The 20,054-nt window shown below is 41.9% G+C and carries 14 protein-coding genes; 7 read left to right on the top strand and 7 right to left on the bottom strand.

Annotated features, from left to right (window positions below; all coding sequences use genetic code 11):
- Positions 1-90 precede the first annotated feature (90 nt).
- Positions 91-1,224: a DEAD/DEAH box helicase gene (locus WKF66_RS15040; RefSeq protein WP_489675291.1), complete on the top strand. Its 1,134-nt coding sequence runs from the start codon at positions 91-93 to the stop codon at positions 1,222-1,224.
- Between the two features lie 5 nt (positions 1,225-1,229).
- On the opposite strand, the gene WKF66_RS15045 is transcribed toward WKF66_RS15040, so the two are convergent.
- Complete coding sequence (locus WKF66_RS15045; RefSeq protein WP_489675292.1) at positions 1,230-1,607, bottom strand: winged helix-turn-helix transcriptional regulator; 378 nt, start codon at positions 1,605-1,607, stop codon at positions 1,230-1,232.
- Between the two features lie 341 nt (positions 1,608-1,948).
- On the opposite strand from WKF66_RS15045, the gene gntA reads away from it, so the two are divergent.
- Genes gntA through WKF66_RS15060 form a run of 3 tightly spaced genes read left to right on the top strand, consistent with a single transcriptional unit; the run spans position 1,949 to position 4,221 of the window.
- Positions 1,949-2,662 (top strand): guanitoxin biosynthesis heme-dependent pre-guanitoxin N-hydroxylase GntA, encoded by a 714-nt coding sequence (gntA, locus tag WKF66_RS15050; RefSeq protein WP_489675293.1) that lies wholly within the window; start codon positions 1,949-1,951, stop codon positions 2,660-2,662.
- Between the two features lie 3 nt (positions 2,663-2,665).
- Positions 2,666-3,247 (top strand): DUF1989 domain-containing protein, encoded by a 582-nt coding sequence (locus tag WKF66_RS15055; protein ID WP_489675294.1) that lies wholly within the window; start codon positions 2,666-2,668, stop codon positions 3,245-3,247.
- A complete protein-coding gene (locus WKF66_RS15060) occupies positions 3,244-4,221 on the top strand; it encodes a glycosyltransferase family 2 protein (protein ID WP_489675295.1) in 978 nt (325 codons plus the stop codon). Before WKF66_RS15055 ends, WKF66_RS15060 begins: the two co-directional genes overlap by 4 nt.
- Here WKF66_RS15060 and WKF66_RS15065 read toward each other — a convergent pair.
- From WKF66_RS15065 to WKF66_RS15090, 6 genes are read right to left on the bottom strand one after another with little or no spacing between them, the layout of a single operon-like run.
- On the bottom strand, positions 4,218-4,811 hold the full coding sequence (locus WKF66_RS15065; protein ID WP_489675296.1) for a cupin domain-containing protein: 594 nt from the start codon (positions 4,809-4,811) through the stop codon (positions 4,218-4,220). The two genes, WKF66_RS15060 and WKF66_RS15065, sit on opposite strands and share 4 nt — an antisense overlap.
- Before the next feature lie 12 nt (positions 4,812-4,823).
- Positions 4,824-7,259: a DUF4982 domain-containing protein gene (locus WKF66_RS15070; RefSeq protein WP_489675297.1), complete on the bottom strand. Its 2,436-nt coding sequence runs from the start codon at positions 7,257-7,259 to the stop codon at positions 4,824-4,826.
- Positions 7,260-7,271: 12 nt separating this feature from the next.
- Positions 7,272-8,327: a glycoside hydrolase family 53 protein gene (locus WKF66_RS15075; RefSeq protein WP_489675298.1), complete on the bottom strand. Its 1,056-nt coding sequence runs from the start codon at positions 8,325-8,327 to the stop codon at positions 7,272-7,274.
- A gap of 7 nt (positions 8,328-8,334) precedes the next feature.
- Complete coding sequence (locus WKF66_RS15080; RefSeq protein ID WP_489675299.1) at positions 8,335-9,441, bottom strand: SusE domain-containing protein; 1,107 nt, start codon at positions 9,439-9,441, stop codon at positions 8,335-8,337.
- Between the two features lie 12 nt (positions 9,442-9,453).
- Positions 9,454-11,061, bottom strand: a complete 1,608-nt coding sequence (locus tag WKF66_RS15085) for a RagB/SusD family nutrient uptake outer membrane protein (protein WP_489675300.1) — start codon at positions 11,059-11,061, stop codon at positions 9,454-9,456.
- 27 nt (positions 11,062-11,088) lie between these two features.
- On the bottom strand, positions 11,089-14,073 hold the full coding sequence (locus WKF66_RS15090; RefSeq protein WP_489675301.1) for a SusC/RagA family TonB-linked outer membrane protein: 2,985 nt from the start codon (positions 14,071-14,073) through the stop codon (positions 11,089-11,091).
- 321 nt (positions 14,074-14,394) lie between these two features.
- Between WKF66_RS15090 and WKF66_RS15095 the strand changes: the two genes are divergently transcribed.
- From WKF66_RS15095 to WKF66_RS15105, 3 genes are all read left to right on the top strand, one after another.
- The gene (locus tag WKF66_RS15095; protein ID WP_489675302.1) at positions 14,395-18,471 is read left to right on the top strand and encodes a two-component regulator propeller domain-containing protein; all 4,077 of its coding nucleotides are present in this window, start codon (positions 14,395-14,397) and stop codon (positions 18,469-18,471) included.
- A gap of 50 nt (positions 18,472-18,521) precedes the next feature.
- A complete protein-coding gene (locus WKF66_RS15100; RefSeq protein ID WP_489675303.1) occupies positions 18,522-19,085 on the top strand; it encodes a Crp/Fnr family transcriptional regulator in 564 nt (187 codons plus the stop codon).
- Positions 19,086-19,165: 80 nt separating this feature from the next.
- Complete coding sequence (locus WKF66_RS15105; protein ID WP_489675304.1) at positions 19,166-20,047, top strand: NmrA family NAD(P)-binding protein; 882 nt, start codon at positions 19,166-19,168, stop codon at positions 20,045-20,047.
- Positions 20,048-20,054 lie beyond the last annotated feature (7 nt).

Below are 20,054 nucleotides of genomic sequence, written 5' to 3' on the forward strand. Positions count from 1 at the left end.
TTTCAGTCCCGAATTAGTGCAAAGGGAGGTGTCTACTTGTTCTATTGATACAGATAACTGTATCTTTATGCTTTTTAAAGTCCAACTCGTATGCCCTTTACTTCCCTAGGTTTATCCCCGGCCTTGCTTAAGACTCTTCAAGATCAGAATTTCACAGAACCTACACCCATCCAGGAAATCGCCATACCTGCTATCTTAGATAAAAAAGACGTACTTGGTATTGCAAAAACAGGTTCTGGAAAAACCGCTGGTTATGTTTTGCCTCTGCTAATGAATCTTCAAGGTTCCACCAGATCGAAAAATCGCCATGCGAATGTGCTGGTACTGGTTCCTACGCGAGAATTGGCCGAGCAGGTGAAAGAGGTTTTCAAGATCTTTAGTAAAACACTGCCTGAACCTGTTAAAACAATGGCGGTCTATGGCGGTGTATCCATCAACCCTCAAATGATGGCTTTACAAGGCATCAATGTCTTGGTTGCTACGCCAGGTCGGTTGTTGGAACTTGCCAGTTTAAATGCAGTACACTTATCCGAAATTGAAACACTCGTCTTAGATGAGGCTGATAAAATGCTTAATCTTGGATTCAAAGAGGAACTCGATAAGATCCTGGCACTTTTACCAGCAAAACGGCAGAACGTACTATTTTCTGCCACCTTAAGCGAAGACATTGAGCATATTCATCAGATTTTATTACATGAGCCCGTAGTCATAAAGATCGAAGCTGAAGAAGCTTCATTAGATCTGATCAAACAGATTGCATACATTGTTTCCGCAGAGAAAAAAGGGCCTTTCCTGCGATACCTGATCAATCATCATGAAATGAAACAAGTGTTGGTTTTCGCCTCTTCCGTGCAACAAGTCGATGTTATCGTGAATAAGCTCCGTAAAAACAATATCGACGCAAAAGCCATTCACAGCAAGAAAAGCCAGGGAGCCAGAACAGATGCATTGGTGCATTTCAAATCTGGTAAACTAAGGGTCTTAGTCGCCACCGATCTAATGGCAAGAGGTATCGATATCGCTTTTCTTCCTTTTGTCATCAACTATGAATTGCCTAGATCACCAAAAGATTATGTTCATCGCATTGGAAGAACGGGCCGTGCAGACGCTCCAGGAGATGCCATTTCGTTACTCAGCGAAAGTGAGTTGCATCATTTTGAAGTAATACAAAAAAAGATGGGTAAGCAAGTCAGTCTGATCGACGGTGAATTGATTAAGATCTAACAGGATCAGTTTTCCTCTTGGAGCACTTCAACTCTTCCAGTAATTTCTTTTCGGTGTTCTAACCCCCAATCAGTCAAATTATTAATGATCGTCTGTAAGGTCTTACCATGGGCCGTAAGTTCGTACTGTACGGTGACCGGCTGGGTATCTAAAACCGTCCGCTTAACCAATTTGTTGACCTCCAGTTCCTTTAATTCTTTGCTCAGCATCTTGTTCGAGATACCGACAACATCATTCAAAACATCTGAAAACCGTCTTTTATTATAATGGCAGATAGAGGAAATGATATATATTTTCCACTTCCCACTCAAAACGTCCATCGCGTCGTGAATTGCCATCATTTCTTTCTTTCTATCTGTCTGAAAATTTCCCTCGCAAGCCATATGTTACTTTGTTACCTCTAGGTTACTGTTACTTTTAGATACAAAGTTACTTAAATAAACAAGACTATTCTACCTTTGCCCATACAAATTAAAGGGATAAAACATGAGTAAGCTAATAAACAAAGTAGCAATAGTTACAGGCGCTTCAAAAGGAATTGGTGCTTCCATCGCCAAGCACCTTGCCGCAGGTTTGCTTTTCTAAAGGTCATATGTAGGCGCCACTAGGCCTTCACCACTTGCACATTAGAAAAAATCGCTAAACAATAGTGAATTTATCTTGTTGAAACCATTACAATTTTCCCGATTAGATAAAAAGGGATTTTGAGAGCAAGTAATCAAATATGGAGAATTTAACGTTGCACAAAACTTACTTTAAGCCAGAAGACGTCAGCCCCTGTCCAGCTGATCGAATCTGGAAGATAAATCAGGAGTTTATTCAAAGAGTAGACGCTGTAGAATATCCATGTGTCGGTGCAAAATCTGCACTAAACACTTCACATTACCGTCTTGGAAGTTACGGTAGTATGGCAGATCCAGAGACGACAGCACATCTTGCGGATGACTTAAGGACCTATATAGAGGATACATTATCTTCTAATAGCAAGTACATGTCTATGATCGCTGTGTTTACAGATGAGATCACGTCTGAGCTGGACTTCGAAGAGAAGCTTTGGAAACAACTGCAGAGCTTGCACGACACGGAAGAAAATGTCAAATGGGATCCCTCAGTCAGCAGTGATCCAGACGATAAAAACTTTAGCTTTAGCTTCAACGGTTATGCCTTTTTCGTAGTAGGCCTACATCCTATGTCGAGTCGCAAAGCGCGTCAATTTGGCTTCCCTGCAATGGCATTCAACCTGCATCATCAATTTGAACAATTGCGGGAAAATGGTGTCTATGATAAAATGAAGAAGGTAATCCGGGAAAGGGAAGTTAGCTTTGACGGTAGCATTAACCCAATGCTGACCGACCATGGGGAAGGTTTAGAAGCTCCTCAATACAGCGGCAGAAAGGTAGACAGTAGCTGGAAATGCCCATTTCATAACCTTCATTAACAGATGATTCAAACTATAGCAAAACAAACCGGAGCAGCCTTTAAATTAAATAAGGGTGAGCGACTTAAAGTAATCGATCCACAAGGCGAACAAGTGAGCGACATGGTGCTTTTTAACGCATCAGACCTTAGAGAAAAAATATCCTCTGGTAAGACACTAGATTTCGAAAACACCATCTTGATTACTAAAGGCCACCATTTATGGAGCAACAGAAGTAAGCACATGATGGAAATTATGGAAGACACCAATGGTCGGAATGATTTTTTATTGGCACCCTGCAGCAAGGAGACTTTCGAGATATTATACAACAACCCGGAGTATCACCCGAGCTGTTTTGAGAACTTGTACACCAATCTTGCACAGTTCGGCATACAACCAGATGATATTCCCACTGCATTTAACATTTTTATGAATGTACAATTTGCAGCAGATGGGGAATTGTCTGTCGATCCTCCGCAAAGTAAGGCGGGAGATTACATGCTCTTTGAAGCAAAAATGGATTTGATTGTTGGGCTCACCGCCTGTTCAGCGGAGCAATCAAACAATTACTCGTTCAAGCCTATCCAATATGAGATCTTAAAATGAAGATCAGCTATGTCTTACCCATCAAATGGGATAAGAATATAGATGAACTTACTTCGTATTTGGAGTATATAGCTCCGAACGTGGATTTAATCATTGTAGACGGTTCAGAGCCTGTCAACTTTGAAGAACACAGGCTTGTCTGGTCTGCTCTCGGAAAGCACATTGCTCCATACACCCAGTTCCAGTTTTTGAACGGTAAAGTAAACGGCGTATTAACCGGCTTGATAGCGTCCGAAAACGCCCATATTATTATTGCCGATGATGATGTTAGGTACACGCTGGATCAGCTTCATGAACTTGACCAGCTGCTTCTCCAAAGCGAACTCATCGTTCCTCAAAACTATTTCGACCCTTGTCCCTGGCATGCGCAGTGGGATAGTTCCCGAAGCTTGCTCAATCTTGCTTTAGCACATGATTATCCAGGCACGTTAGCCGTTCAAAGAGATTTTATATTAGCTGTTGGAGGTTACGATGGAAACGTTCTATTTGAGAACCTTGAACTGATCAGAACGGTGAAAGCTGGCAATGGAAAGGTGCTGGGCAAACCAGAGCTTCTGATCCGCCGGCTTCCGCCCTCTTCAAAGCATTTCTGGTCACAACGTGTTAGGCAGGCCTATGATGACTATGCCCAGCCCGCAAGATGGCTGTTTTTTGTTGCGTTTATCCCTACTTTAATCGTTTTAGCGAGCTTTTCATTGTGGTTAATCTTGGTAATTGTCGTTGCTGCAATCGCAATTGCAGAGGTTGGCCGGCAGAAGTTTGGCGGCATCAAGGTATTTAGTATTAGCTGTTCATTTTTCGCTCCGGTATGGTTGTTAGAACGTGGCATCTGTACCTGGCTGGCAATCTTTAACAAATTTTTAAAGGGCGGCGTACGCTATAGCGGCTCCGTTATATCTAATGCAGCAAATCCAATTTCAAAGATCCGCCAGCGGTTAAAAACGATTAAGCCGCTTACCCGGACGATTACTTAACTGACTTTTATTGGATCTCCAACGACTGGAGAATCTGGATCGATCTCGTGGTCAGGCATTTTCTCATACGTACATAAGTATTTAAAGAACTCTTCATTCTTGCCAACCGGCTGATGAATTGATATCAGGCTTCCTGGATTGTTCTCCATAGGGTTGGCGAAGGTATGCGGAACTCCCCTCGGGATGAAAACCGTATCACCTGTTTTCACTGTAAGTACTTCCTTATCCAGCTGAATAAGGAACTCGCCGCTTGCAACAAAGAAAACCTCATCCTGATGTTTATGGATGTGTAATGGCGGACCGCCCTTGAAAGCGAAAGTCTTCTCTCCAGGCGCTACAATTAGCATTTGTCCTCCAGTATCGGCTGAGGATACCAAACACCTTCCAATCACATTCTTTACTGTTTTCTGCTGACCATCGAAACGGCTTTCATTGGCCCGGATCACGATGCCTTTTTTAGGAGGCGCGGTGTTTGTTAAATTTTCAAACTTAGCAAACACCGTCGCCGGGAGTGATAAAAGGGTGGTCAGTACAAAGTTTCTTCTTTTCATGGTTATTAAATTGGCTTTCACCAATTTAACAATTTTCATGATGAATGTTGATTATTCATTTCTACTTGACAAACTCAGGTTACCAGCTTTCAATGTTTTGCCTTTAACACTCAATTCTAAAGCTCCTCCTTTTTTGTTTGCCTGAACAATCACCACTAGCTTGCCGCTAAACAGTTTCATAGTTGGTTTAACAAAAGACTCCAATGAAGTCGCGTCTCCATTACAAACTGCTTTAAACGTTCCGGCACCTTTTACCTCAAAGTTCAGCGCATTGATGGCAGTCGGACAAGGATTGCCATTCTTATCTACTACAGAAACTGTTACATAGGAAAGGTCTTTTCCGTCAGCCTTTAATTCCGTTCTATCAGCAGTTAAAACGATCTTCTCCGGTTTTCCTGCAGTTGTGATCTGCTCTTCTTTAACAACTTTTCCAGTGCTATCAAAGGCTACAACTTTCAATGTTCCAGGTTCATACTTCACATCCATCCACATCAATCGGTAACGATTCTGAGGCGAAGATTTGTCTTTCTTCCTCACACCTAAGCTTTTACCATTCAGGAATAACTCTGCGCTGTCGTAATTGGTATATACAAACACAGGTGTTGTTTGCCCTTCTCGTCCCTCCCAATTCCAATGCGGAAGAATATGTAGCGTCGGCTCAGTTTTATTCCACCTGCTTTTGTACAGGTAGAAGCGGTCTTTCGGCAAACCCGCCAAATCATTGATTCCAAAATAAGAGCTCCTCGAAGGCCAGCTGGTATCATAAGGCGTTGGCTCTCCCAAATAATCGAAACCTGTCCACACAAATTCACCGATAACCCAAGGCTTATCGTCCTGCATCACGAAGTCATCATCTGGAAGATTTGACCAACTGCAGTATTCAAGATCATAGGACGAAGACTGGAAATCGTTATATTGTTTATCAATCCCTTTTACAACAGGAAATTTATAGATACCTCTTGAACTTACCGTTGATGCAGTTTCGGAACCAAGGATAAAGCCCTGGGGGAATGCCTTATAAGCATCTTCATACAAATGAACCCTATAGTTTAATCCGGGAACATCGAGTAGTCCACCAAAACCAGATTCCATAGTCGCTTTCACCTGATCCATACCAACGGTTACCGGACGAGTTGGATCTTCACGATGGAAGATCTCCTGAAGCCATTTGGCTCTCTTAACACCTTCGGAACCCCACTGATCTGGGACTTCATTACCAGAGCTCCACATCACGATGCATGGGTGGTTCTTTGTCGCCCTTACTAAATTGACAATGTCCTTCTCTGCATCAGTATCAAAATATAAATGGTATCCGTTTTCTACTTTAGGCTTTGCCCATTCATCAAAGCTTTCTGCAAGAAACATAAAGCCCATTTCGTCGCATAATTCCAGTTGCTCAGGCGAAGGCATATTGTGTGAGCTTCGGATAGCATCACAGCCCATTTCTTTTAAAATCGTTAATTGCCTTCTCAAAGCTGCCGTGTTAATAGCAGCACCCAGCGGACCAAGGTCATGGTGAAGACATACACCCCTGAATTTCCTCGTCTGACCATTCAAGCTAAATCCTGTTTTTGCACTATAGCTAATTTCCCTTACACCAAACCTTGTTTTCACTACATCTTTAAGCACATTTCCCTCATACACACTGGAAACTGAAGTATACAAATAAGGGGTTTCAGGGCTCCATAAAATTGGTTTAGTGATCTCCATATTCTGATCTGCTTCATGTCCAAAAATGGTTTTTGCAGTATCAATAGCTACCTGCTTCCCTGATTTGTCAAGAATCTGAGTAACCAGTCGGATATTAGTGCCAGATACTTTAGTCTTAATGTTCACTTTGGCAAATTCCTTCTCAACTACTGGAGTAGTCAAGCTGATCCCCCATTGTTCAATGCTTGTCTTGTCTTTTATAATCAAATGAACATTGCGATACAATCCAGCTCCCGGATACCAGCGAGAAGACAGAGGTTTGTTATTTAGATGTATGGCAAGCAAATTACCGCCCGATTTGATATCTTCAGTAATGTCTATGTAGAAGTAATTGTAGCCATAGTTCCACTGGCCGACAAGCTTTTCATTGAGATATACCCGCGGTTCGCTCATAGCACCATCAATCTGCAACAGTACCTGTTGAGATGGCTTAATTGCTTCGAGGTTCAGTGTTTTTCTATACCAGCCCTCTCCTATGTATGGCAAAGCTCCTGTCCTGCCTGTTTTTTCACTAGGCTTTGTCTCGCCGTTTTGCGTAATAGCGGTAACTTGTTTATCAATTTCCTTATCAAAGGGACCACTAATAGCCCAATCATGCGGAACAGCGACCGTTTGCCAGGCCTTGTCGTTAAAACTCAATTTAGAGGCATCTGGAAAACTTCCTTTAGAAAATTTCCATCCCTCATCCAACAAAATATCGGATCTTTGTGCTTCCGCCTGGACATAGCTCAGACAAGCAACTAAAGCCGCTACGTATATTTTTTTCAATCGAAACATTAGTTTTATTATTTAAGGAAGAAAAGCATCCATTGCCACTGTTGGCTTACCGCTATCATCAAAAGCACCTAATTTGTAGTTATTCCAACCGTAAGACTGTGGTTCCCAATAAAGCACACCTAGGCCCTTGTTATTCGGCAGTGATTTGTTCTTCATGATCAAATCTTTAATGAAATCCCTGGATGCGACCGCTTCAGAAACAGGCATTCCTACCTCTACGATCATCACCTCAGATCCATAACGGGAAACCATATCCGTCATATTTGCTAAACACTGTGTGTTTTTTGCGGCCCAGTCCGTTGCAGACGGATACATTGACATTCCAATCACATCCCATTTGGCTCCATTGTTTTTCAAACCATCAAACATCCACCGGAACAAACTATTGTCATATCCATTTGAAATGTGAACTATTACCTTTGATGTCGGATTAACAGCTTTAACGCCGTTGTATCCAGACAATACTAGCTCTGCAAAGTTTTTCATGTTTACAGATGCCTTCCCATCATTCCACAGCATCCCATCATTGGTCTCATTTCCAACCTGAACCCACTCAGGAACAATTTTATTATTCTTTAAAACGGTCAGCACCTCTACCGTATGGTTGTACACCGAGGTTTTTAAAGTAGCAAAGTCTTGTCCCACCCAGGCTGCAGGCTTGTTCTGTTGACCAGGATCTGCCCATGAATCGCTATAATGAAAATCTATCAAAACGCGCATATTCATTGCCTGAGCTCTTTTAGCTTTCGCCAAAACATCTGCCGTGTTGCTGTATCCCGAAGCCGGATTTACCCAAACTCTAAGCCTGATGGTATTGAGTCCCTTATCTTTCAGTAGTTTAAACAGATCTTGTTGTTCACCAGCTGCATTATAGAATTTCTTACCTGCTGCTTCCATTTCCGTGACCCAACTCACATCTGCTCCCAAGGCATAAGTGCCGATGGGATCTGGAGATGGATAAATCTGTGTTTCACCTTTTACGGTTTTTTTGCAAGCAGTCGTTGTGATTGTGATTAGCAATAAAAGGCTTAGCCATTTAGCACTGCTCGATTTTATATTCTTAAACATATCTAACTTATTTAATTGAATAGGTATAATTGCCATCTCCAGCGCTTAAGTCTAAAGTAATGGTGAACACTCCGGTTTTTGTAATTGGTATATTGATTCCGCCCCAGGTAGGTGCACCAGCATAAACCAATGCTCCGGCGGCATCTACTTTGTAACTGATGTCATAGCTACCATTAGCAGTAAAAACGAATGTTTTACCAGCTGTTAGTGGCACGTTCGCAGCCACCCATTTCATTGTACTGGCATTGTAAACCAGCGGTGTAGACGAAGTGCTCCAACCATTGTCATCACCAGTGATAAAGAATTTCACGGGTGTGTAGTTAATCGTCATCGCATTGACGTCCGCATTAACCTTCATATAAGAGGGCGACGGCGACAAGTATAAATTACCACCGCTTAAAGCTAATGTTGTTGAGGTACCGCCCCAGCCGTAGACTTTAGATGCCTCCGTAGAAGAGACCAGTTGAAAAGCGTCGCCACCATAACCATCGGCATTCGGGAGATCCAGATAACCTTCATATTTGGTATTAAACTTAGAGGAAGTCAATACGTATCCATTCGTCCTGACGCTTGGGGTTTTCCAGGAGTTCCCTCCCTTAACCAGCAAGGCAGGATACACAATTGTTGCCTTGTAAGGATTTACAGTCATGCTTAACGTAGTATAAATTGGCTTAATGGAGGAAGCTACCCCAGTGTTCTGGTTAACTTCCGCTTTCAATCTCACCACGAGGGTACTTACCGCACCTGTTGGCAACATCACTTGATTAGCCAATAGGGAATTGAAATCTGCACCCAGGTAGGATTTCTCTAACACACCCTCAGATAATTTAACTGTAATCGCGTTTCCCCAGGCAGCGGTTCCTACCGTGTCTGATGGAACATCGAACTCCAAAGAATAAGTTGGGATAATTGCTACACCATATTCAGCAGCCTTAAAACTAAAGGTTACCACATTAGCTGCATCTGTACTGGGCGATAAAATAACGCTTGATGTCGAACTCTTGAAGGACAATGAACTTGCAGCAGGCGAAGTCGCTATGTTTGTACTTGCTTCTTTCTCACATCCGAAGAGCACCGTGGATAAGAGTAAAGTAAGAATAGATATTTTTTTCATGATTATACTGGATTAATAACCTGGATTCTGAACTAAATTTGGATTTGCGGAAAGATCTGTCGGAGGCAACGGGAAAATATTGTACCTAATGTTCACTGCAGTTCCACCTCTAACACCACCTTTCCAGGCCCATAGGTAATTTCCTGTCGTGAACTTGCCATAACGGATTAAATCTGTTCTGCGGGTTGCTTCATACCACAATTCACGACCGCGTTCATCCAGAATAAAATCTGTTGTCAGTGCGCTGGACGTGATGTTACCTGCAGCGCTTCCATTATAAGCTCTTGTACGCAATTTGTTCACATATTCTAAAGCAGTGCCCAAACTACCACCAGACCCACCACGTAAAACTGCTTCTGCATAGGTTAAATAGGTTTCTCCTAAGCGAAATAGCGGAAAATCAATATCAGAGAAGTCTTTGGCTACATCCTGATGTGGGGCAGGACCACCTGCTCTGGTTTTATTTCTATACTTGGTGCTTGAATAGCCTTCACTCGATACGTATAAGTCGTTTACTTCCAGATTTTGTCCTGACATGTAAAATTGTGCCCTGGTATCAGTTGCACCAGTTTTATCAGAGAACAGGTTAACAAATTGTTGGGTAATCCTTAAACCTCCCCAACTGCCACTTGAACCAGAAACCTCTGCAGGAACGTTTGCCGGTCCATGCATAAGATAAGTAGTACCGCCATAATTTTGAGTACTCGTGCCATCGTAATTAATTGTCAAAATTAATTCATCTCTATTTAAATGGTTGTCGGCAATTGTCAACTCCCGATAATTTCCATGTAAGGTATAACCTGCAGCCGTGATCTTGTTGCAATAGGTAATTGCATCGGTATATCGTGCTGTGCCTGTATAAACTTCCGCATTTAAATATATCCTGGACAATAGTGCCCATGCTGCGGCTTTATCAGCGCGACCATACTCATTCGCTTTAGCGTCTGTCAGATCGTTTTCAATCGCTTTAAGTTCTGATTCTACGTAAGCAAACAAGTCTTTACGTGCGATTTGCTTTGGTAGATCCTTTCCTCCTATTTGAGTAGTTTCGGTAACCATTGGAGGATTTCCATAGATATCCATCAAAACAGCATACTGATAGGCCCTGATAAAACGAGCCTCTGCTCTAAACTTACGAACCTCATCAGCTTCAGCACCTGAAATTCCTCTTTTCCCTAAGTTATCGTCAGAAGACTGATTGATGAAATCATTACAAAGCGTGATCTGAAAATAGGAACGGTAGTACAGTCCGTTAATAATAGAATTGCTTGAACCCCAGCTCAGCTCGTGAATGCCCTGAATCCCCGCGTCATTTTGCCATGACCATACTGCCTCATCAGTAGTTAATTCCTGCAGATTCCAGTACAAGCGGAGAAAATCTGAATTACCTTCATCCTTAATGATCTCAGTAGGGATGTCTGGTAAGCCCACAGAGGCATTTCCGGTAAGGGCAAAAGCACCGTAAACTTTTGCCAGTGCTTGCTTGTAACCTGTTACTGACGTATATACTTTATCCGCAGTGAGGTCATTTGTAGGACTTAAGTCCAACTTATTGCACGACATTGTGAAGGTCACAATTGTAATAGCAACGGTGAATAATTGTAAAACACGTGGTTTCATATATTTTTTATTGAAGCAGTTCATATTCTAAAAATTAACATTTAGGCCCAGAGAAAAAATGCGTGGTCTTGGATAGAGGTTGTTGTCCACTCCAGAAGCAACCTCTGGATCTAATCCCTGATATTTAGTGATCACAAATACGTTCTGTGCACTAGCGGTTACTTGTAGGTTTGCTTTGCTCTTCAAGATTTGTCCGAAAGAATATCCTAGGTTAATGTTGTCCATTCTCAGGAAAGAAGCATTTTGAATATAATAATCGCTCAGCAGTTGTTGAGTTCTAAAATTTGTATTCAAGTAATCTGGCGAAGCGTTCAGGATTACAGGCGTTCCTATGATTTGTGATAAGGTTCCACCCTGACTGAAATTGTTGTTGTAAACATAGTTGCCGAGGTTCGCCCGAAGCGTGAAGGACATATTCCATTTTTTATAACTTAAGTTGTTACTAAAGCCTAAAAACACTTTTGGGTCTGACTGTTTTCCCTTTTTGAAGTCGTTTTCGTTAATTACTCCGTCACCGTTTTGATCAACATAAACGCCTTCAATCGGTTTGCCATTCTGGTCATACGTTTGTTCGTACAAATTGAATGTACTTTTTGGTCCACCAACAGCATTTATAAAAGCATTCTGTCCACCAATACCACCTGCAATTGTTCCGCCAGGGAATCCTGGATAATTGGGATCGTTCGGTACTACAGTTAAGTTTGTGATCTTATTTTTATTATAGGTCGCATTGAAGCTGAAATCCCAGTTCAGGTCACTCTCTCTTACCGGGTTAAAACCTAGTGTTAGTTCAACCCCTTTATTTTCCATGTCACCAACGTTTACGATTGCCGTAGCGGCAAAATTCGTTCCTGCAGGCTGTGGTATTCTATTTAGCAGATCTGTCGTTTTCTTCTTATAAAGATCTAAACTACCTGTAATGTGATTATCTAAGAGACCAAAATCTAAACCAAGGTTAGTTGTAGCCGTTTCTTCCCATTTGATATCAGCGATATAGCCACTTGGACGATACATCTGGTAGTACGTATCTCCAAACTGATAAGCGGCATTTAAGGAACTCAGCCCGTATGTAGACATGTAGCCATAATTGTCGATACCATCTTGCTGCCCGGTAATTCCATAACTGGCTCTCAATTTCAGAGCAGTGATAGTTTTGTTGTCTTTGAAGAAAGATTCGTTTTTAACCGTCCAGGCTAAAGCAACCGATGGAAAAACTCCATACTTATAATCAGGTCCGAATCGGGAGGAGCCATCACGACGAACGGTACCTGTTAACAAAAATCTTTCATCGAAGTTATAGTTCAATCTACCAAAGTAGGAGATGAGTCTGTACTGCGGCTTGTTTGAAGCAAACGCAGGGTCTGAATTTGCAACCTTATTTCCGTAAGCATCGAAGCTTGGATAATAGAATTGAGTGGTCAGATAGTCATTGTACGAGTATCCAGCAGTTGCATCTACCCTACTTTTGATCGACTCAAACTGTTTCACATAGTTGAGGTAGAAATCCAGTACCGTGTTTCTTCGGTTTTGCTTGTAATTATTGCTGATACCGTTATTTAGGATGGTCTCCGCTGCGTTTGGATCAACATAAACGGTTCCTTTACCAGTCGCAACATCATAACCTGCATTTAAATTAGCATGTAATTCTGGAAGAAAGTGAAACTTATAATCTAACTGAACATTACCAATACTACGTATCGGCTTCGATCGATCTTCCCGCTGCTCCAATAGACCTACCGGATTGCGACCCACCAAATTAACCAAACCGGTCGGTGTACTTGGATCCAGCCATTCCCAATAACCATTATAATCTGATCTGTTGGTATAAGTAGCTTGGGTTGGATCGAAGGTAACTGCAGCACCGATTGCAGAAGTATTTGCAAACCTCGTTTTCTGCACACTTCCTTTTAAATTTACATCAACTTTCAAGTGGTCGTCAAAAAACCTTGGATTGAGCACTAGAGCAGCAGATGTTTTTTGTAATTGATCCGTTCTCAACACGCCTGTTTGGTTCTGGTAGCCTAATGACAACCGGTAAGGAAGTTTCTTGACCCCCCCTGTTATGCTAACATTGTTATCTGTTGAAAGTCCATCTTGATAGATAAGGTCCTGCCAATTGGTATTCGAAGCACCAAGCAAAGCCTTCTGCGCTGTGGTGCCATTCGCATTTACAATAGAACGAATCTCATCAGCACTTAGAACGTCTAACTGCTTTGCCATTTTAGATAGGGAATTCACAGAATTGAAACTTACTTTCAATGCATCGCTTAACCCTTTCTTCGTGGTGATGATAATGACACCATTTGAGGCTCTTGCGCCATAGATCGCCGCTGCTGATGCATCTTTTAAAACGGTGAAGCTTTCAATATCATTGGGATTAATAAAACTTAAAGGATTCGAAGCTCCAGAAACACCTCCATTTTCTAGTGGCACTCCGTCGATCACGAATAGCGGATCATTACTTGCATTAAGTGAAGAACCACCACGGATCCTGATCGTACTTCCGCTGCCCGGCTGACCACTGTTAGAAGTAATTGCTACCCCTGAAACCTTACCTGAGAGCATTTGTTCTGGTGTACTGATGCTTCCTTTTTGGAAATCTTTAGCACCAATAACAGCAACCGATCCTGTTAGATCCTGTTTTCTAGTTGTTCCGTAACCAACAACGACCACATCGTTTAGGGTAGCTGCATCTTCTAATAAACTAATGTTTAAAGTAGTAGAACTGGATACTGAAACTTCCTGAGTTTTATAACCGACAAAGCTGAACTCCAGAATACCTGAAGCTGCCGGAATCTTAATAATGAAGTTCCCATTCGGATCTGTAGAAGTGGCCGTCGCTGTTCCTTTCAAACGAACGCTTACTCCGGGCATCCCTAAATTATCAGGTGCGGATTTTACCACGCCTGTTATGGTTGCCTGCTGTGCAAAAAGATATCCATGGGAAATAATCAAAAGTAATAACATGAGCTTCCGCTTGTTACTCCCGAGGAAAGATGTAATACTGTGCATATAAATATATCGGTTAGAATTATAGGTACAAAGCAAGTGTATATCCATCTTAACAGCTTGTTCTATCGTACACTTTTTTTGTGCTAATCATCATAATTTCGTTCATAACGCTGTGTTATGACGCTTCTAGGCCTACCTGATTGTGTTAACCTAATATAAACAGCTGTGACAAAGAAATTGTAATCCTGTTTCCTCGACTGTCAGATTGTGTTAACTAAATGTAAAGAACCCTTACAAAGAAACTGCGACCCGGGTGCAGAACGACTGTTCAAGAAAATATCTTTTATCTTTATCAGACTAAAACCGAATTACTAACACTTAATGACCATCATAAGCAGAATTTGTTTTCTTATTGCTTTTATATTTTTTGTAGAAAACAGCTCTGCCCAGAATCTGAAGTTCAAGCACATTGGTGTGGAAGATGGTTTGTCTAACAGCACCATTGAATGTATTTTTCAAGACTATCGGGGCTTCCTTTGGTTTGGTACCAGAGACGGTTTAAATAAATATGATGGCAGTCAAATCACAGTCTTTAAACACGACCAAACGCCCAACAGCTTAAGCGACAATTTCATTAGGTGCATTTTTGAAGACAAGAACCATACGCTCTGGATAGGTACTTCTGACGGATTGAATAAGTTTAATGCGGAGAAAAACAACTTCAGTACTTATAGAGCTAAAACTAAGAGCAGCGATAATACCATTACATCCATAGCCGAAACCGAAAAGGGAGTTTGGGTAAGTACTTACGGCTCCGGATTGAACCTGGTAGATAAACCCTCAAACACCTTCAGTCCCTACCTATACCAATCTAATTCGAAAGCCGGTCGGCAAGATCATGTGAACGATCTTTATGCGGATGGTGCTGGAAATGTCTGGATGGCGACAGATGCTGGTATCCAGGTTTTAAACTTTAAAAGTAAAGAGTCAAAGGCTATCATTGGATTAGAAAACTATACGATCCGTGGCATTAGCAAATCTAGTAATGGAACTCTTTGGCTAGCGACAGAAGAAAGTGGAATGATTCGTTTCCAGCTGAATACTGGTGCTATAAAAGCTTACCAGCACGAGGAGACCAGCAAAAATAGCATCGGTAGCGATTTGGTTAGGGCAATTGCCTTTGACAGGCAGGAAAAAATGTGGGTTGGTGGCATAAACGGTGGACTGGATTACTTCGATCCTATATCAGAGAAGTTTAGTCATTATCAAAACGAACCTGGAAATCCTTTTAGTTTATCTCAGCGAACAGTATCTGCACTATTCGTTGACAAACAGGGCAACCTATGGATCGGTACCCACCGCGGAGGGGTCAATCTATACAGTCCACAAGCAGAGAAGTTTAAATTAATTCGTCAGCAATCCAACAAGAATAGCTTGAGTTACAATGATGTCAGGGCTTTTTGCGAAGACCGACAGGGCCGGATTCTCATAGGAACTGACGGTGGCGGAATGGATGTTTATAATAAAACGACCGGAATATTTACCCATCACCGTTATAGTCCGTTCGACTCAAAAAGTATTGGAGCAGATGCTGTGTTAGATATCACCCAAACACGGGACGGGACTATCTTCGTTGGCACCTGGGCAGGCGGCCTGAACCTGATGAACAGCGACGGTTCTTTTACCCGGTATACGCACAATGCAAGCTCCACTTCTATATCGTCAGACTATGTGCAAAAGACGTTTGAAGACAGCAATAATAACATATGGATAGGCACCTATTACGGTGGACTGAACCTTTTTGATTCTAAGACCAAACAGTTTAAACGAATCAAAGAAGGTAGGTCGGGCACAAAGCTAACTGGGAACAACATTGTATCCATCAATGAAGACGAACAGAAAAACGTATGGATAGGTACCGATGACGGAGGGTTGAATTGTTATAATTTAACAACCCAGCTCTTCTCTCACTATTTTATTGGAGAAGCCAAGCAACCAGATTTGAGGGTGATCTTTTTAGATAGTAAAGGAAATCTTTGGATCGGACAGGCCGGGCTGTATCGTTTTGACCGATCAAAGAACAAATTCTACCTCTACACAACTAAAGCGGGATTAGGCTCAGAATTCATTAAAGGGATAATTGAAGATGCAAAAGGCAACTTCTGGATTTCGACCTCAAAGGGATTAACACAATTCAACCCACAGAATCAGGCCTTTAAGCAGTACAACACCGGAGACGGTCTGCAGAGCTCTGAGTTTGAAGCAAACGCATACATGAAGGCGAAAAATGGGGAGCTTTTTTTTGGTGGCATTAACGGTTTCAATTCCTTTTTTCCAGACCAAATCAAGTCTAACAGCTTTGCTCCTCCCGTGTACATTACAGAATTCCAAGTCTTTAATCAGAAGATTTTACCCAATACAGAGGGCTCTGTACTTGAAAAAGATATCTCTTATACTAATGAGATCAAGCTTGATTATGACCAGGCAACGATCTCCTTCCGCTTTGCGGGATTAAACTACGTCTCCAATGAGAACAATAACTACGCCTATAAACTAGATGGTGAAGACGAGGATTGGATCAATGTTGGCAATGTAAAGCAAGCATTTTATACCAACTTAGATCCTGGAACCTACACTTTCCGTGTACGGGCGTCGAATAATGACCAGGTTTGGAACAAAGAGGGAACCGCTGTAAAAGTAGTCATCTCCGCTCCTTTCTGGGCCACATGGTGGTTTAGAATTGGTGCAATCGCCTTAGGAGGTTACCTCGCTTATTCAGCGCTAAGTTTTAAACGCAGATTAGAGATCAGGAAGATTGAGGAAGATAAACGGGAAGAAATACACCAGACACAACTTCAGTTCTTCACTAACATCTCTCACGAATTCCGTACACCACTTTCTTTGATACTCGGTCCGATAGAACATTTGTTAAAGGAGGATACGCAGGAATCTTTTCAGAACTACTATAATACGATACATCGAAATGCCAATCGATTGCTGAGACTTATCAACGAATTGATGGATTTTAGAAAGACAGCTTCCGGAGCATTGAAGCTCAAGGTGATAAATGGAAACTTAAATCTTTTTATTAACGAGGTAGCCGAAGAATTCTCAGAAATGGCTGCCGATAAAGACATCAGTTTCACTGTTGAAAAAGAGAACATACCCGCTGAGGTCTGGTTTGACCGGCAGATCATAGAAAAGATTATATTGAACCTTGTCAATAACTCTTTAAAATACACGAAGCCTGGCGGGACTTTAAAGATCCAGGTGTTAACCTCACTGGAGAATTTCAAACCGCAATTCGCGAATCGGCTTAGCATCCGGAGTGATTACCAAGCAAAAGAATACATCTACTTCCGGGTAATTGATAGCGGCATTGGAATCTCTAAGGAATCGATCATACACCTTTTTGAGCGTTATTATCGCACCACAGAAACGCATTTGGGTTCTGGGGTAGGTTTGGCGTTTGTTAAAAGCCTGACACTACTCCATAAAGGCGTGATTGAAGTATCCAGCGAAAGACATCAGGGAACGGAAATTATTATTGGGATTCCAGCGAACAAAAGTGATTATAACCTCAATGAACAGTTTAGCCAGAATATGGAAGCTGGAGGTACAAGATTAGAAAGCATTACTTACAGTTCCGAAACGGAGGTAAGGCAAGCCGTAACAGACACCACTGAAGATAGATCAGAAGCATCCATTCTGATCGTGGATGACAATGATGAACTAAGAACGTTCCTGCGAGAGACCTTAAGTCCATATTATGAAATTATGGAGGCAAATGATGGAAGCTCAGGTCTGGATAAAGCAAAGAGCGACCTACCTGACCTCATCATCAGCGATGTCATGATGCCGGGGATGAATGGGACGGAATTGTGTAAACTGATAAAAGACGACATAGAGACCAGTCACATTCCATTCTTAATGCTAACAGCAAAGAGCAGTGTTGAAGCTGAAATCGAAGGTGCAGCTTCTGGTGCAGATTGGTATTTTACAAAACCAATAAACATTGACTTACTAAAAATTACCATCCGAAATATCTTCGAACAGCGCCGGAAACTAAAAGATCACTACCTTAAAACGAAAGAAACTCCACCAAAAGATCTTGCTTTTACAGATAAGGACAAGGTATTTATGTCAAAGCTCCTGGCAATCATTGAGGAGCAAATGGTAAATCCGGAAATGGATATCGATTACCTATGTCGAGAGGTGGGGATGAGCAGAACTAAGCTTTACAACAAGATAAAGTCTATCACCGGCCAATCCATTGGTGAATTTGTAAGGTCAGCAAGGCTTAGAAAGGCTACGGAAATCATGAAAACTGAGGATGTGTTGATGACGGAGGTCATGTACCGCATCGGTATCCAAACCCAATCTTATTTCACCAAAGCATTCAAGAAAGAGTTTGGTGTTACTCCTACCGGATATTTACAAAGCATTAAGGAAAAATAGCCCAGCGTTTTATTACTTTAGTTGGCAGAAAGAAGTTACAACAATTATCGATGAATGGATTATCTGACTTTATTAAGTCAAAAATTGCTATTAACCCATTGGATCTGGATATTATCCTGTCTCATTTTAAAACACGACAGGTTAAAAAAGGCCAGCTGATCTTGAAGCGTGGTCAGATCGCTTATCAGTACTTCTTTATCAAATCAGGGGTACTTCGCTTTTTCTTCGGGGAATTTGAAGAGCAGCTCACCGCCTGGATTGTCTTTCCAAATGAATTCTTTACAGAGATATCGAGCCTGAGCCCACAGAAGCCCACAAGGTTTAACATTGAGGCAGTGGAGGACACAGAATTGCTTTATATTGATATGGCCGACATGGAGAAGTTGTACAAACAGTTGCCTGCCTGGCAGGAGTTCGGAAGGATCACCTGGGAAGCAATGGCTGTAAGAATGATCGATCAAATCCTCAACTTTCAAACTCTTTCTGCAGAAGAGCGCTACCTGGACTTAATTAGCAACGCTAAAGTGACCCAAACGGTCCCCGTCAAACAAATTGCTTCATATCTGGGGATCACGCCTAATGCCCTTAGCCGGATCAGAAAGAACATCAAGTAACTTTTTTTATTTTACTACCATATGGTAGTTTCTTCAGTGCCCCGTTACCTTAGCTTTGCACCATACTTATGATAAACAAAATGGAAAAGCTAATACTGGTAGCGGGAGCTACAGGTAACCTAGGAATGCGCATTTGCCGCGAACTGACCAAAAGAAATGTAGCCGTTAGGGCCATGGTGCGTAACGGTAGCAAGCAAGAAAAGATTGATGCGCTGGAACAAATGGGCGTTGATGTATTTAAGGTCGACCTGGACAACGAGCAGGAAGTGATTGGCGCTTGTAATGGCGTTTCTTGCGTAGTATCTGCGCTGGCAGGTCTCCGGGACGTAATTGTTGACTTACAATCAAAAATATTAAAGGCCGCTGTTACCGCTGGTGTACCCCGTTTTATCGCTTCCGATTATTCTACCGATTTTACAGAAATTCCTTTAGGGGAGAACAGGAACTTCGACTTGCGTAAAGAATTTCATCAGATTCTAGATCAAAGCCCAATTCGCGCAACATCAATATTCAATGGTGCTTTTGCAGATATTTTGAGGTACAACATTCCGCTTTTTAACATGAAGCAACAGACAATCGCCTACTACGACGATAAAAAGGATTGGAAGATCGATTTTACGACGATGGATGACACCGCTTCCTTTACTGCAATGGCAGCCTTAGATGAAGAAAGTCCCCGATCGTTAAGAATTGCCAGCTTTAGCGTGAGTCCGAATGACTTGGAAGCCTTAAGCGAAAAATACAAAGGAGCCAAATTTGAACTTGTTGATATGGGTTCAATGGAAGCATTCTCGGCTTATAACAAGCAGCAGCGGGCGGCGAATCCCGAAGGAGAGCAAGAACTTTATTCCAGATGGCAACAATCGCAATATATTTATAGCATGTTCTTCGTTCCGCAGCAGAAACTTGATAATGACCGCTATGAAGGTCTAAGTTGGTCACCTATAGAAGCTAATATTTAAATACGGT

It is taken from the genome of Pedobacter sp., assembly GCF_037719805.1.
Classification (GTDB): Bacteria; Bacteroidota; Bacteroidia; order Sphingobacteriales; family Sphingobacteriaceae; genus Pedobacter.